Origin of the sequence: Embleya sp. NPDC056575 (genome assembly GCF_042793325.1) — a bacterium.
Lineage (GTDB): Bacteria > Actinomycetota > Actinomycetes > Streptomycetales > Streptomycetaceae > Embleya.
This window is the reverse complement of the sequence record NZ_JBHTVA010000036.1, coordinates 82,727-96,003: the sequence shown is the minus strand read 5'-3', so window position 1 is coordinate 96,003 and position 13,277 is coordinate 82,727. Positions and strand designations below refer to the sequence as shown.

The following is a 13,277-nucleotide window of genomic DNA, read 5'->3' as shown; positions in this document are numbered from 1 at the left end:
GTGCCCGAGCAGCGCGAACCCGCAGCGCCCGGCCCCGACCCGCTCCTCGTCGACGCGCGTGCCCGGGCCCTGCGCGCCGACTGCGCGAACTGCTTCGCGCTGTGCTGCGTCGCGCCCGCCTTCGCCGCCTCGGCCGACTTCGCCATCGACAAGCCCGCCGGCCGCCCGTGCCCCAACCTGCGCACCGACGATTTCGGCTGCGGCGTACACACCCGCCTGCGCACGATCGGCTTCACGGGCTGCACCGTCTACGACTGCTTCGGCGCGGGCCAAAAGGTCGCCCAGGTCACCTACGCCGGCCGGGACTGGCGCCGGGCGCCGCACACCGCGCAGCAGATGTTCCGGGTCTTCCCGGTCATGCGTGACCTGCACGAACTGCTCCGCTACCTGAACGAGGCGCTGTCCCTGCCGGCCGCACACCCGGTACACGCCGACCTCGGCGCCGCCTACGAGGAGACCGAGCAGCTGACCCTGGGCAGCCCCGCCGACCTGCTGCGGGTCGACATCATGGCGCTGCGGCAGCGGTACAACCCGCTGCTCCTGCGCGCGAGCGAACTGACCCGCGCGGCCGTCCCGGGCCGCAGGAAGGACCGCCGGGGCGCGGACCTGATCGGGGCCCGCCTGGGAGGCGCCGACCTGCGCGGCGCGAACCTGCGCGGGACATACCTGATCGGCGCCGACCTGCGCGGAGCCGACCTGCGCCTGGCCGACGTGATCGGCGCCGACTTCCGCGACGCGGACCTGCGCGACGCCGACCTGCGCGACGCCCTCTACCTGACCCAGTCCCAACTCGACGCCGCCAAGGGCAACCCCCACACCAAGCTGCCCGCCGCCCATACCCGCCCCGCCCACTGGACGCCGACCCGGTGAACCACCCGCACCGGCCGGCGCGCGCTCAGGGGTAGGTCCTGCGGATCTGGTAGACGCCCGGCGCCACCCGGTTGGAGTGGGAGCGGATCAGGGTGGCCAGGGTGTCCGGCCAGACGGTGGTGCGGGACCAGACGGCGCCTGCCAGCAGGGGGAGGTCCAGGTGGTCGACGTGGGACAGGTCGGTGCCGGAGGCGTCGATGGGCTCGGCGCGGACCTCCTCCTCCAGGCACGTGGCGAGGCGGGCCGCCGAGCGCGCCGCCGCAAGGGCCGCCGCGGCCGGGATCGTTCGGCCCGGCTCGGCCGATTCGCGCAGGCGTTGCTGGACGGCGTCCAGGGCTCGGGCGCTGTCGGCCAGTGCGGTGCCCAGGGCGTCGGCGAGTGCGCCCGGCCGCGAGGCGACGAGGGTCGGCAGCGGGGTGAGGCGGTTGCCCAGACAGCGGGCCTGACCGGCGGCCAGCGACAGGGCGATCAACGCCTCCGTCCGGCGGTGCCACCCGTCGCCCCGGCACGAGGACTCCAGCACCCGCAACGCCCGGCCCACGGCCGCCCGATGCCCGAGGACCCGCTCGCGGATGTCCCGGGTCCGCGCCCGCAGCACGACCGCGTTTCGCACCGGGCAGTGGTGCGGCGGTACGAACGACTCCGCGTGCGCGCTCGGCCCGTGCTCGTACCGGTCGCACAGGACCCGGCCCAACTCCTCGCCCAGGTGCGCCCAGGCCAGGCGTTCGGCGGCCGGGTCGGCGTTCGGGTCCGGGTCCGCGATCGACAACACGCGCAGATCGTGCTCGGTGAAGGCACGTCGTTCCTCGTCGGAAATGTTCATCGAGCCGCCTCCCGCTGTCGCAAGTCGAACCGCCACGCCGAACCGCCACGTCGAGCCGCACATCGAGCCGGAGGGCCGAACAGAAAGGGGCCGAACACACAACGCCGAGTCACGGATCGAACGCGGATGGGGCATACGAGCCGAGGACACGAGCGGAGGACACGAATCGAAGCACGAGCCGGTGGAATCTCGGGGACGAGAAAGGTGCTTTATCAACAAAACCGCACCTGGTCCGCGTACTTCAAGGTATCAGCCGGCCCCGGTTTGCTCCATGGATTCGACACCCTCGGTTACCCGATGGATCTTCCGCGTCACCGTTTCCCGCCGGGCGCACGCATGGTGCGCGTCGAGCGCACGTCGGGCGCACCCCCGGGTCACGGCGCCCGCAGCACCTCCGCCAGCGCGTCCAACGCGCCCGGCCAGGCGTGTCCGGGCGAGGCCGCGAACCCGACGAGGACGCCCTCCTCCGGGGCCGGTCCGTGCCACAACTCCCGTACGCCGCGCAGCGCCATCCCGCACGCCGCGGCGCGCGCGAGCACCAGGTCCTCGTCCGGGCCGCCCGGCGGCAGCGTCATCAGCACATGCAGCCCGGCCGGCACGCCGCGGAACTCCCGCCCGCAAGCCCCCCGTTCGGTGCCGAAGCGGCGCACGAGCAGTTCCCGTCGACGGCGATAGCTCAGCCGGGCCGCGCGCACGTGCCGCTCGTAGTCGTGCCGGTTCAGCAGATCCGCCAGCACCGACTGGCCCAGCCCCTGGGTGTGCCAGTCGGCCCGGTGTTTGGCCCGCACCACCGGTTCGACCAGGTGTCCGGGCAGGGCCAGCCAGGCCAGTCGCAGCCCCGGCCCCAGCGTCTTGGACACCGACCCGCAATAGGCCACATGCTCCGGCGCCATGCCCTGCAACGCCCCGACGGGCTGCCGGTCGTAGCGGAACTCGCCGTCGTAGTCGTCCTCGACGATCAACGCGCCGCTCGCCCGCGCCCACGCGCACACCCGGTGTCGGCGTCCGGGTCGCAACGGCACACCCGTCGGATACTGGTGCGCCGGCGTCAACACCACCGCGCCCAGCGCCGGATCGGCCAGCCGCTCGAAGCGCGCGCCCTCGGCGTCCACGGGCAGCGGCACCACCGCCGGCCCGGCGCGGCGGATCACGTCCCGATACACGTTGTGCCCGGGGTCCTCCATCCCCACCGCACGCACCCCGGCCTCGGCCAGGACGCTCGCGAGCAGCCCGATCGACTGGTAGAAGCCCGTGGTGATCACGATGCGATCGGGCGTGGTGAGCACGCCTCGGGTACGGCCGAGGTGTTCGGCCAGCGCGGTGCGCAGTTCGAGCCGGCCCTGCGGATCGCCGACGCCGTGCACCGCGAGCGGCGCGGCGGCGGTGAGCACCCGGCGGGTGGCGCGCAGCCACGCGGCGGTCGGGAAGGCCGAAACGTCCGGCAAGCCGGGGCGCAGGTCGAACCGGGGCGCGCCGGCCTCCGGCGCGCCGTGTGAGCTCTCCGGTCCGGCCGGCCCGGGCAGGTCGGCGACCCGGGTGGCGGCTCCCTGACGGGCGATCAGAAACCCTTCGGCGACCAGCTGGTCGTAGGCCGCGGTGACCGTTCCGCGCGCGAAGCCGAGGTCGGCGGCGAGCCCGCGCGTGGACGGCAGCGCGGCACCGGGCGCCAGCCGCCCGCCGCGGATCGCCGCCCGCAGGGCCCGCTCCAGACCCACCCGGCGGCCCTCGGCGGTGTCCACGTCGACATGCAGGTCGATCGCGGCGGCCACACCACCCGCGCCGGGCCCGCCGGCCGCCGCGCCCGCGCCGGCCGCCTCACCCACGGCGTCCACCGCGTCCACCGCGTCCACCGCGTCCACGAAACTGGACCAATCCTTCGGCATTTCACTGGATCTTAACCCTGGTCCGGTGGCCCGCGTAGCGTCTACGTCATCACGACCGGTTACACCGGAACAACGTTTCCCCTCGCCCTCAAGGACCCGCCCGATGATCGTGTTCGCGCATCTCAGTGACACCCACCTCGACGGCAGCCGGCGGGCCGCCAAGCGCACCCGCGCGACGATGGAGCACCTGAACGCGCTCCCCTTCGACCTGGACGCGGTCCTGGTCACCGGCGACATCGTGGACCAGGGCCTGCCCGCCGAATACGACGAGGCCCGCGCGGTGTTGGCGTCCCGGCACCCGCTGCTGATCCTGCCGGGCAACCACGACGTACGCGGACCCTTCCGGAAGGGGCTGCTCGACGAGCCCGCCGACGACGCGCCGATCAACCGGGTGCATCGCACCGAGCGCGCGGTGTACGCGCTGTGCGACTCGTCCATCCCGGGCCGCGACGACGGTCTGATCGCCGACGAGACGCTGACCTGGTTGACCGGGGTGCTGGACGAAACCCCCTCCTCGGTACCGGTGTTCGTGGCCTTTCACCACCCGCCGGTGGAGTTGGGCATCCCGACCATCGACGCGATCCGCCAGTTCGGCGCGGACCGCCTCGCCGCGGTGGTCGCCGACCGGCCCAACGTGGCCGGACTGCTGTGCGGGCACGCGCACACGCCCGCGGCCACCACGTTCGCCGGCAAGCCGTTGATCGTCGCCCCGGGCGTGGTCTCCACCGTCAACCTGCCGTGGGAGCGCGCCGACGAGGACGCGCCGTTCGTCGACGTGGACATCCCGCCCGCGCTCGCGTTCCACATCCTGGACGACGCCGGCCGGCTCACCACACATTTCCGCACTGTGGTCTGAACGCCCGATAGCGTGCCACGGTACGCCAATCGGAGCGAAGGGGGCCGCTCATGTTCGAACGACGCCGGCAGGATGCGGGGGCCGCGGGCGGGGTCGGTTTCACGGCGGGCCCGACGCGGGTGCTCGCGGCGACGGGCAGCGTGGTCGGTACCCGATACCGCGCCAACTTCGACGTGTTCGGCCTGGACCCGGACCTGCGTCTGGCCGCCGTGGTCGACGGCATGGGCGACGGCCCCGGGAGCACGGCGGCCGGACGGATCACGATGACCGGGTTCACCGAGGCGGTCCGGCGCGCCGTGCACGGGGGCGGCGCGGCGAACCCGGCGGCGCTGCGGGCGAGCGTGGCCGGCGTCCAGGACCGGGTGCTGGCCGCGGCCCGCGACCTGGACGGGGTCACCGGCTGCACGCTCACCGCGCTGGTGGCCGACGCGGGCGCGGCGAGCGACCCCGAGGGCGCCGCGTGGCTGGTCCAGATCGGCGACTCGCGCGTGTATCGCCTGCGGGCCGGATACCTCGAGTTGCTGACGGTGGATCACACCGAGGCGTGGTTGGGCGCCGTCTACGGCTGGTATCCGGCCGACTCGCCGCAGGCCGCCGCCGCGCGGTATCGGCTCGGCCGCTATCTCGGGCACCCGGGCCGGCCCGAACCGGACGTGCTCAACGTGACGTTGCGGCCGGGCGACGTGTACCTGCTGTGCACCGACGGCGTCGCCGAACAGGTGGACTACCGCACGCTCGGCCGACTGCTCGCCGCACCGGGGGCGCCCGCGGGGATCGTCGACCGCCTGCTCACCGCGACCCTGGACGCGGGCGGCCACGACAACGCGACCGCGATCGTGCTCCGCGTGGAGGAGTCGGCGGCGGGGCCGAGGCACTGACCGCGCGAGGGTTGCCGCCGGCACCGAACACGGCACACATTCGTGCGAGGATTCCCGGACACGCGGTAGTCGCCCCCCGAGCGAAGGACGAACTCCCATGCGGGACGAGAAGATCGGCGAATACCTGGCCCGGCTCGCCGACCGGGTGCCGGCGCCCGGCGGCGGCGCGGCGGCCGCGCTGCACGTCGCGCAGGCCACCGCGCTGCTCGGGATGGTGGCCCGCTACACCACGGGCGAGCAGTACACCGAGCATGCCACGTCGATCGCCGAGGTGATCTCGCTGACCGACGAACTGCGGGCCATGGCACTGCGGTTGGCCGAGGCGGACGCGGCCGCGTTCACCGCGGTGACGGAGGCGTACAAGCTGCCCCGGGAGACCGCCAAGGAGGTCTCCGACCGGTCGGCGACCGTGGCCATCGCGCTGGTCGGCGCGGCCAAGCCGCCGGCCGAGGTGATCGTCCTGGCCTCGGCGTGTGTCGAACTGGCCGAGAAACTGCTGCCGATCGCCAATCGAACGGTGGTCACCGACGTGGCCGCGGCGGTCGAGGCGGCGCGGGCGGCGGCGACCACGTCGAGGATCAATATCGAGGTCAACCTCAACAGCATCAGGGACGAGCAGGTCCGCGTCGAACTCGCCGCGCAGACCGCCCGCGTGGACGACATCACCGCCCGCGCCGACGAGGTCACCAAGGCGGTGCGGGCGGTGGTGACGGGCTGAGGCGGCGATCGGGGCGGGGCCGGTTCCGGCGCCGCCCCGCGCACCTCACCACCTCGCGACGCGGCGTCCCTCGTGCTCGTGCCAGCGGCCCGGGAGGTCGATGATCTGGGCGCCGGCGGTGATGAACCGGTCCGCGATGGCGCGGGCGCGCTCGGGGTCGAGCGAGAAGACCCACAGGCCGGGGATCAGGACGATCCGGACCGCGCCGGCCAGTACGTGGGCCAGCAGTTGTTCGAGGGCGGGTCGTTCCTCGCGCGAGGAGACGCCGTTGTCCAGACACACCACCGGCCGACTCAGCCCGATGCCCTGCGCGTACGCCGTCAGCGCGTTGCGGTGGGCGGCCATCTCCCACGGGTCACGCGGGTAGCACCGCAGGTAGGCGACCGGCGCGCCGACGTGCGGAGGGGAGACGGTCGTCATGGCGACTGATTCCTTTCCGGCGATCGGCACGGACCCGCGGTCCCACCTGAGCGCAAGTGAACACCTTCTCCACCCCAGAGGTCTATACCAATATTGTCATTCCTGGGTAACTCCCGGGCATCGGCCCACCCCGGCGGCCGTGCGGCGTCCCCGTCGTCTTGCCGCGACAAGTCGTACCGTGAAGGCATGAGCACCAACGACCCGGACGGCCCGGGCCCCGGGGGTGCCACCCCGAACGGGCCGGTCCCGTCCCAGCGCCGCCGCCGCAAGCGCTACTTCGTGATGATGGGCGTGTGCCTGGTGCTGTTCCTGCTCGCCGGCACGGTGGTCTACCGCTGGTCCTTCCCGGCCGCCGCCGGCATGACGATCGTCGCGATGGCGATCCCCCCGTTCGCCGCGATCGTGGCCAACCGCCGTGAGCGGGGCGACCGCTGGTGGGACGAGTGACGCGCCCCGTCGGTCACGGATCGGTTCCGACGCGGTGACAACCCGGAAGGCGACGAACCATCACCCCCTCCCGGTCCGTCCCTCCCGACGACCCGCGAACGCGCGGGGTGTGGGGGGAAGGGCGGACATGGCCGGCAACGCGGGCATACAGGCGGCACCACGGGGCGCGACGACGCCGCTGGAGGACCCGCTCGAGCGTACGATCCCAGGCGAGCGCATCGATGCGGGCGAGGTGCGCCGAGTCGGCCGGGCCGCCCGGCGGGGGCTGCTCCTGCTGCTCCTCGTCGTGGTCGCGGCGGGCCTCGTCGCCGTGTACCCGGACCAGGCGTGGCAGGCGTTCGACCGATCCCGCCCGGTCCTGGACCCGATGCTCGGCCCGCTCGGCGACGTGCGCTGAACCGGGCGCGCCGGATGGGCGTGGTTCGGCGGGACAGCGGCAACCGCGCAGTAGGGTCGGTGGCCGAGCGGCCGGGCCGGGCCCGATCGCGCGAGTCGGGAAAGGACGCAGTCATGGCACCAGTCATCGCGGTCACCGGAGCGAGCGGGCAGATCGGCGGCCGGGTCGCCCGGCGGCTCGCCGAGGCCGGCGCGACGCAACGATTGGTGGGTCGCGATCCGTCCCGACTGCCCGAACTCGGCGGCGCGACCCCGGCGCCGCCGGCGACCTACGCCGACGGCGAGGCGATGCGCCGGGCGCTGGACGGCGCGAGCGTACTGTTCCTGGTCTCCGCCCGGGAGAGCGCCGATCGGGTCCGCGAGCACATCTCGGTCGTGGACGCCGCGGTCGCCGCCGGGGTCCACCGCATCGTCTACGTGTCCTTCCTGAGCGCCGCCCCCGACGCCACCTTCACCTTCGCCCGCGACCACTGGCACACCGAGCAGCACATCCGCGACTCGGGACTGCGGCACACCTTCCTGCGCGACAGCCTGTACCTGGCCGGGCTGCCCGCCATGGTCGGCCCCGACGGGATCATCCGCGGCCCGGCCGGCGACGGTCGGGTCTCGGCGGTGGCGCACGCCGACATCGCGGACGCCGCGGCGGCGGTCCTGCTCGGCGGCGACGCGCACGACGACCTCACCTACGACCTCACCGGCCCCGAGGCGATCACCTTGACCGAGGCCGCGGCGGTGCTCACCCGCTTCGCCGGCCGGCCGATCGGCTACGAGCCCGAGACCCGCGACCAGGCGTACGCCTCACGCGCCCGCTACAACGCGCCGGCGTGGGAGATGGCCGGCTGGGTCAGCTCCTACGAGGCGATCGCGACCGGCGAGATGAGCAAGGTCTCCACCGCGGTGCCGATGCTCACCGGCCACCCGGCGCAGAACCTGGCCGGCTGGCTGACCACCCACCCGCAGTCCTGGAGCCACCTCAAGCCCTGAACCCCCTCCGGCCCCCGCATCGGGTCGCTCCCCCGACCGGCCGTGCCCGGGTGCGGGGCGCCGGCCGGACGGGTCTGCTGGGGCTATGCACCCCAAACACCCGATCATCGAGCTGACCGAGCTACTGATGCGCGAGACCGATCTGCCCCAGGATCGCGCGAACGCTCTCGTACGCCGCATCTGGGACGCGGGCGTGGCCGAGGGCACCCGGCGGATGATGGACGACCTCGCCGCCGCCAACCGCGAGAGCGAGGAACTGCGCCGCGCCCTGGACGACGAGTGAGCCCGTCGCGTCCGAAGGCGTGGTGTCCCCGCTCGGGGCCGGACCGGAACACCACGCCCGCCCGTGACGCGGACGACGCGCCTACAGCGCCAGCGTGCCCGCGAGCTGGTTGACGTGGTTCAAGTTGTTGAGGCCGTCGGGATAGACCGAACTGGGCACCCCGGCGACCCGGCCGGTGTTCGGGGTCGGCTCCTGCGCAAAGGCGGCGGAGGCGCCGAAGGTCGCGACGAGGGCGGTGCCGGCCAGAGCGGCGGCGGTGATGCGCTTGATCATGTCCCGCCCAACGAGGGCCCGCCCGCTTGGTCACCGCGCCGCGCGCCGGCGGCCCCCGGTTCACCTGATCGGCGTCGGTAGCCCGTTCCCGAAGGGGAACCGGAGCACCGACACGGAGGAGGAGGGCCGATGCCGGCGGCGCACACCACCCACCCGCAACTGGCCGGATGGTGGCAGGACACCATGATCCGCGAGGGCCGGCTGCCGATGGCGCTGGCGTTCGCGTCGCTGCTGCTCACCTTCCTGATCACGCGCACCATCACCCGTCTGATCCGGGCCGGGCGCGGCCCGTTCCACAACGTCGACAGCGGCGGGGTGCACATCCACCACGTGGTCCCGGGCATCGTGCTCGCCCTGATCGGCGGCTTCGTCGGCGTCGGGACCGGCGAATACCTGGTCGGCCGCGCGGTCGCGGGAGTGCTGCTCGGAATCGGCGCGGGGCTGGTCCTGGACGAGTTCGGGATGATCGTGCACCTGGCCGACGTGTACTGGTCCGAGCAGGGCCGGATCTCGATCGAGGCCACCGTGCTGACGATCGCCGCGGTCGGCCTGGCGGCGAGCGGATTCGTGCCCTTCGACGCGAGACCCGAGGGCAACAGTGTCGGCGATCGGGTGGCATGGCTGGTCGTGCTGCTCCTGGACATCGCCATGGCCGCGATCACCTTCGCCAAGGGCAAGATCGGTACCGGCGTGATCGGCGTGTTCGTTCCGATCGTCAACATCGTCGCGGCGATCCGGCTGGCCCGCCCCGGCTCGCCGTGGGCAACGCGGCGCTACCGCGACCGCCCGCGGAAGTTGCGCCGCGCCCGGGCCCGGGCCGCGCGCCACGACGCCCGCTGGGGCCCGATCCGCCGCCGCTTCGAGGACACCATCGCGGGCGCCCTGATGCCGACCCCGCCCACCCCCGCGCCGCCCCGGGAACCCCGACGCCGGATCACGGTGACCGGCACCCGGCACAGCTGGACCCGCCCGGCCGCCGACCCGAACTGACGCCCGGCACACACCGGTTGCGCCCGTCGAGGTCAGCGGCCCGAGGCCGATCCGCCGGGGGCCGTCGGGCGTCTTCGGGCGGCCAGGACCGCGATGTCGTCCTCCGGCTTGTCGGTGATCATCCGGGCGATCACCGTGTCCACCAGCCGCACCAGCGGGGTCTCGGCGGTCAGTCCCACCCGGGTCAGTCGCTGCAACGACTCGCCGATGTCCTCGCCCCGGCGCTCGACCAGACCGTCGGTGTACATCACCAGGACCCGGTCGGGATCGCTGCGGCGCCGTACCGAGCCGTAGCCGCCGAAGCCGGTGCCCAGCGGCGGTCCGACCGGCACGTCGACCAGTTCGGCCGCGTCGCCCGGGCCGACCAGGAGCGGCGGCAGGTGGCCGGCGCTGGCGAAGGTGACCGTGTCCGTCGCCGGGTCGACCAGGACCAGCAGGCAGCTGGCGACCCGTTCGATGCCCGCCTTGGTGCTGGTGCGGTCCACCGCGGCCAGGATCTCGTGCGGCTCCAGGTCGGAGCGGGCCTGTACCCGCAGCAGCGCCCGGAACTGGCTCATCTCCACGGCGGCCTGCACCCCGTGTCCCATCACGTCGCCGACCGCGAGCAGCGTGCGGCCCCCGCTCAGCGCGACCGCGTCGTACCAGTCGCCGCCCACCTCGACGCTGCTGCCCGCGGGCCGGTAGCGCGAGGCCAGCTCGATGTCCGGGTGCGGCGCGTCGGGCGCGGCGAGCAGCGCGTGTTGCAGGGCCAGCGCGATGTCGTGCTCGTGCGCGTAGCGGCGGGCGTTGTCCACGCTGATCGCCCCGCGCCGGGCCAGGTCGCGGGCCAGGATCACGTCCTCGGGGGAGAACTCGTCGGCCGCGCCGTGCCGGGACATGGTGACCATGCCGATCGCACTGCCCCGGGCGACCAGCGGCAGCGCCACCACCGAGTGCAGGCCCACCGAGCGGAACACGGCGAGCCGGTCGGGGCTGGACACCTGCCGGGCCATCTCCTCGTCGGCCGCCCGGTTGACCACCACGGGGCTGCGTTCGCTGAGCGCGCGCGGCACCATCGAGCCCTGCTGATAGTCCACGTTCTCGCCGGGTTGGCGCAAAATCGCGGCCTGTTCGGCCATGCCGGGCCGGTGCGAGAGCGCGGCGCGCCACATCCGGACCAGGGCCGGCGGCTGGTGCGGGGTGCCGTTGGCGCCCTCGACGGCGAACACGTCCACCGTGGCCACATCGCTCAGCTCGGCGACGAACAGCTCGGCCAACTCCTCGCAGGTCTCGACCAGATCGAGGGTGGTGCCGACCCGGGTGGCGGCGGCGTCCAGGACCGCGAGCCGGCGCCGGGCCGCGTCCAGCTCCAGCTGGGTGCGCCGGGACTCGGACACCTCCAGGAGCACGGCCGCAAGGCCCACCACCTCGCCCTCGTGCTCCAGGCGGTGGTAGGCGCCGTGCCACCAGCGGCGGCCGGGCGGGCCCGCGTGCGTGGTCCCGGAGGAGGTGGCCTCGCGCGGCACGCCGTCGCGCAGCACCGCCCGGAGCACGTCCTCCTTCGCGTCCAGGTCGGGCAGCACCTCGCCGATGGTGCGGCCCAGGTGCACCTCGGCCGGCAGCCCGTTCATCCGGGCCAGCGCGGGATTGACATAGAGGTAGCGCATGGTCGGGCTCATCACCCCCACCGCCGCCGGCGTGCCGTCGAGCAGGCCCTGCAACACCGCGTAGGCGCCGACATCGCGCACATCCCCCGCGTGTGTACCCACCAGTCGTGCCACCGCGCCGGTCACGGCGTCGACCTCCGGCATCATCGGCGGGTCCGCGTACTCGTCCAGCGCCACGCCTGTCCTCTCCGGCCCCGAGGCCGATCGGGCGCCCGGCCCCCGAAGCCGTCCCATCGGCTTCCAGTCTGGGCCACGGCGACCCGAACGCGCGAGCGGCAGGCCGCACTGCGTTACCTCATCGTGGCCAGGATCTCCTCGACCATCGCCATCGTGGTGCCCGGGTGCAGGAACGCGAAGCGGGCCACGGTCTCCCCCTCCCAACCTGTCGGGGTGACGAAACCGACCTGGCCGGCCAGCAGGCGGCGGGACCAGTCGAGGTAGTCGTCGGGGCCCCAACCGGTGCGCCGGAACAGCACCGCGGACAGCTCCGGGTCGCGGATCAGCTCCAGACCGGGGGTGGCCCGGATCAGCTCGGCGGTGTCCCGGGCCAGGGTCAGCGCGGTCTCGATGGCCTCGGTGTACGCGTCGGTGCCATGCACCGCGAGGGAGAACCACAGCGGCAGGCCGCGGGCGCGCCGGGTGAGGTGGTACGCGTAGTCGGTCGGGTTCCACTCCTCGGGCGCGTCGGTGTGCAGGACGTCGAGGTAGGACGCGTCCTGGGTGTGCACGCCGCGCGCCGGGCCCGGGTCGCGGTAGATCAGCGCCGCGCAGTCGAACGGCGCGAACAGCCACTTGTGCGGGTCGACGACGAACGAGTCGGCGAGTTCGATCCCGTCGTAGCGGGCCCGCACGCTCGGCGCGAGCAGCCCGGCGCCGCCGTACGCGCCGTCCACGTGGAACCACAGGTCGCGCTCGCGGGCCACCGCGCCGATCCCGGCCAGGTCGTCGATGATGCCCGCGTTGGTGGTGCCGGCGGTGGCCACCACGCCGACCACGTCGTGCGCCTCGGGGTCGGCGGCCAGCGCGGCGCGCAACGCCTCGCCGGTGAGGCGGTGGTCGGTGGTCTTCACCACGAGCGCGTCCATGCCGATGATGCGCAGCGTGTTGCCGATCGAGGAGTGCGCCTGGTCGCTGACCGCGATCCGCAGCCGGTCCCGCGCGCCGGTCCCGGTCCGCCGCCGGCCCATGTCCCGGGCCACCACGAGCGCGGACAGGTTGCCCGCCGAGCCGCCGCTGACGAAGCAGCCGCCGGCGCTCGCGGGCAGCCCGGCCAGGTCGGCGATCAGCCGCAACACCTGGTTCTCCGCGGCCACCGCGCCGGCCGCCTCCAGCCACGAGATGCCCTGGAGGGACGCGCACGAGACGACCATGTCGAACAGCAGCGCGGCCTTGGTCGGCGCGGCCGGGATGAAGGAGAGGAAGCGCGGGCTGTCGCAGGAGATGACCGCCGGGGCGAGCCGGTCGGCGTAGATCGCCAGCACCTCGCCGGGGTCGTTGCCCCGCGCGCCGATCAGGCCGTCGAGCGCGCGGTCGAGCTTGTCCTTGCGGCCGGGGTGGTCGAGCGGGACCGGGTCCAGGGCGAGCCGTTCGCGCATGTAGTCGAAGACCAGGTCGGCGAGCGCGGGGTCGTACCGGTGCATGGACATGGGCGTGGGGGTGCTCGGCGTCGGCATGGCGGTGCTCGGCATTCTCTCGGCGCGGTCGCGCGGCGTCCCCGCCCGGGGGCGGCGGGGACGCGACGACGGAATTCGGGGCGCCGGGAGTGTGCACCGGCAGCTCAAACCCTACGTACGGGTGTGCGATCCGGCCA

Annotated in this window: 15 protein-coding genes; 9 read left to right on the top strand and 6 right to left on the bottom strand. The window is 73.8% G+C overall.

Features of this window, described 5'->3' with window-relative positions:
• Positions 1–870 (top strand): pentapeptide repeat-containing protein, encoded by an 870-nt coding sequence (locus tag ACFRCG_RS27205; RefSeq protein ID WP_380036143.1) that lies wholly within the window; start codon positions 1–3, stop codon positions 868–870.
• 25 nt (positions 871–895) lie between these two features.
• On the opposite strand, the gene ACFRCG_RS27200 is transcribed toward ACFRCG_RS27205, so the two are convergent.
• Together ACFRCG_RS27200 and ACFRCG_RS27195 are read right to left on the bottom strand one after the other, a co-directional pair.
• Positions 896–1,693, bottom strand: a complete 798-nt coding sequence (locus ACFRCG_RS27200; RefSeq protein WP_380036141.1) for a hypothetical protein — start codon at positions 1,691–1,693, stop codon at positions 896–898.
• Positions 1,694–2,067: 374 nt separating this feature from the next.
• On the bottom strand, positions 2,068–3,576 hold the full coding sequence (locus ACFRCG_RS27195) for a PLP-dependent aminotransferase family protein (protein ID WP_380036139.1): 1,509 nt from the start codon (positions 3,574–3,576) through the stop codon (positions 2,068–2,070).
• Positions 3,577–3,679: 103 nt separating this feature from the next.
• On the opposite strand from ACFRCG_RS27195, the gene ACFRCG_RS27190 reads away from it, so the two are divergent.
• From ACFRCG_RS27190 to ACFRCG_RS27180, 3 genes are all read left to right on the top strand, one after another.
• Complete coding sequence (locus ACFRCG_RS27190) at positions 3,680–4,432, top strand: metallophosphoesterase (protein WP_380036137.1); 753 nt, start codon at positions 3,680–3,682, stop codon at positions 4,430–4,432.
• 50 nt (positions 4,433–4,482) lie between these two features.
• The gene (locus ACFRCG_RS27185) at positions 4,483–5,310 is read left to right on the top strand and encodes a PP2C family protein-serine/threonine phosphatase (protein ID WP_380036135.1); all 828 of its coding nucleotides are present in this window, start codon (positions 4,483–4,485) and stop codon (positions 5,308–5,310) included.
• Positions 5,311–5,407: 97 nt separating this feature from the next.
• Positions 5,408–6,028 (top strand): cyclodeaminase/cyclohydrolase family protein, encoded by a 621-nt coding sequence (locus ACFRCG_RS27180; protein ID WP_380036133.1) that lies wholly within the window; start codon positions 5,408–5,410, stop codon positions 6,026–6,028.
• A gap of 45 nt (positions 6,029–6,073) precedes the next feature.
• On the opposite strand, the gene ACFRCG_RS27175 is transcribed toward ACFRCG_RS27180, so the two are convergent.
• Positions 6,074–6,448 (bottom strand): hypothetical protein, encoded by a 375-nt coding sequence (locus ACFRCG_RS27175; protein WP_380004097.1) that lies wholly within the window; start codon positions 6,446–6,448, stop codon positions 6,074–6,076.
• 186 nt (positions 6,449–6,634) lie between these two features.
• Between ACFRCG_RS27175 and ACFRCG_RS27170 the strand changes: the two genes are divergently transcribed.
• The 4 genes from ACFRCG_RS27170 (at position 6,635) to ACFRCG_RS27155 (ending at position 8,558) form a co-directional block, all read left to right on the top strand.
• Entirely contained in the window at positions 6,635–6,895 is a 261-nt protein-coding gene (locus tag ACFRCG_RS27170; RefSeq protein WP_380036131.1) for a DUF3099 domain-containing protein, read from the top strand.
• A gap of 127 nt (positions 6,896–7,022) precedes the next feature.
• Complete coding sequence (locus ACFRCG_RS27165) at positions 7,023–7,292, top strand: hypothetical protein (RefSeq protein ID WP_380036129.1); 270 nt, start codon at positions 7,023–7,025, stop codon at positions 7,290–7,292.
• Positions 7,293–7,405: 113 nt separating this feature from the next.
• Complete coding sequence (locus ACFRCG_RS27160) at positions 7,406–8,275, top strand: NAD(P)H-binding protein (protein ID WP_380036126.1); 870 nt, start codon at positions 7,406–7,408, stop codon at positions 8,273–8,275.
• A gap of 85 nt (positions 8,276–8,360) precedes the next feature.
• Positions 8,361–8,558 (top strand): hypothetical protein, encoded by a 198-nt coding sequence (locus ACFRCG_RS27155; RefSeq protein ID WP_380004093.1) that lies wholly within the window; start codon positions 8,361–8,363, stop codon positions 8,556–8,558.
• An 81-nt stretch (positions 8,559–8,639) separates the two neighbouring features.
• On the opposite strand, the gene ACFRCG_RS27150 is transcribed toward ACFRCG_RS27155, so the two are convergent.
• Complete coding sequence (locus ACFRCG_RS27150) at positions 8,640–8,831, bottom strand: hypothetical protein (RefSeq protein ID WP_380036123.1); 192 nt, start codon at positions 8,829–8,831, stop codon at positions 8,640–8,642.
• A gap of 129 nt (positions 8,832–8,960) precedes the next feature.
• On the opposite strand from ACFRCG_RS27150, the gene ACFRCG_RS27145 reads away from it, so the two are divergent.
• Positions 8,961–9,821 (top strand): hypothetical protein, encoded by an 861-nt coding sequence (locus tag ACFRCG_RS27145; protein ID WP_380036120.1) that lies wholly within the window; start codon positions 8,961–8,963, stop codon positions 9,819–9,821.
• A 32-nt stretch (positions 9,822–9,853) separates the two neighbouring features.
• Here ACFRCG_RS27145 and ACFRCG_RS27140 read toward each other — a convergent pair whose 3' ends face one another.
• Together ACFRCG_RS27140 and ACFRCG_RS27135 are read right to left on the bottom strand one after the other, a co-directional pair.
• Complete coding sequence (locus ACFRCG_RS27140) at positions 9,854–11,644, bottom strand: SpoIIE family protein phosphatase (protein WP_380036117.1); 1,791 nt, start codon at positions 11,642–11,644, stop codon at positions 9,854–9,856.
• A 113-nt stretch (positions 11,645–11,757) separates the two neighbouring features.
• Positions 11,758–13,113: a pyridoxal phosphate-dependent decarboxylase family protein gene (locus tag ACFRCG_RS27135; RefSeq protein WP_380036114.1), complete on the bottom strand. Its 1,356-nt coding sequence runs from the start codon at positions 13,111–13,113 to the stop codon at positions 11,758–11,760.
• Positions 13,114–13,277: the final 164 nt, after the last annotated feature.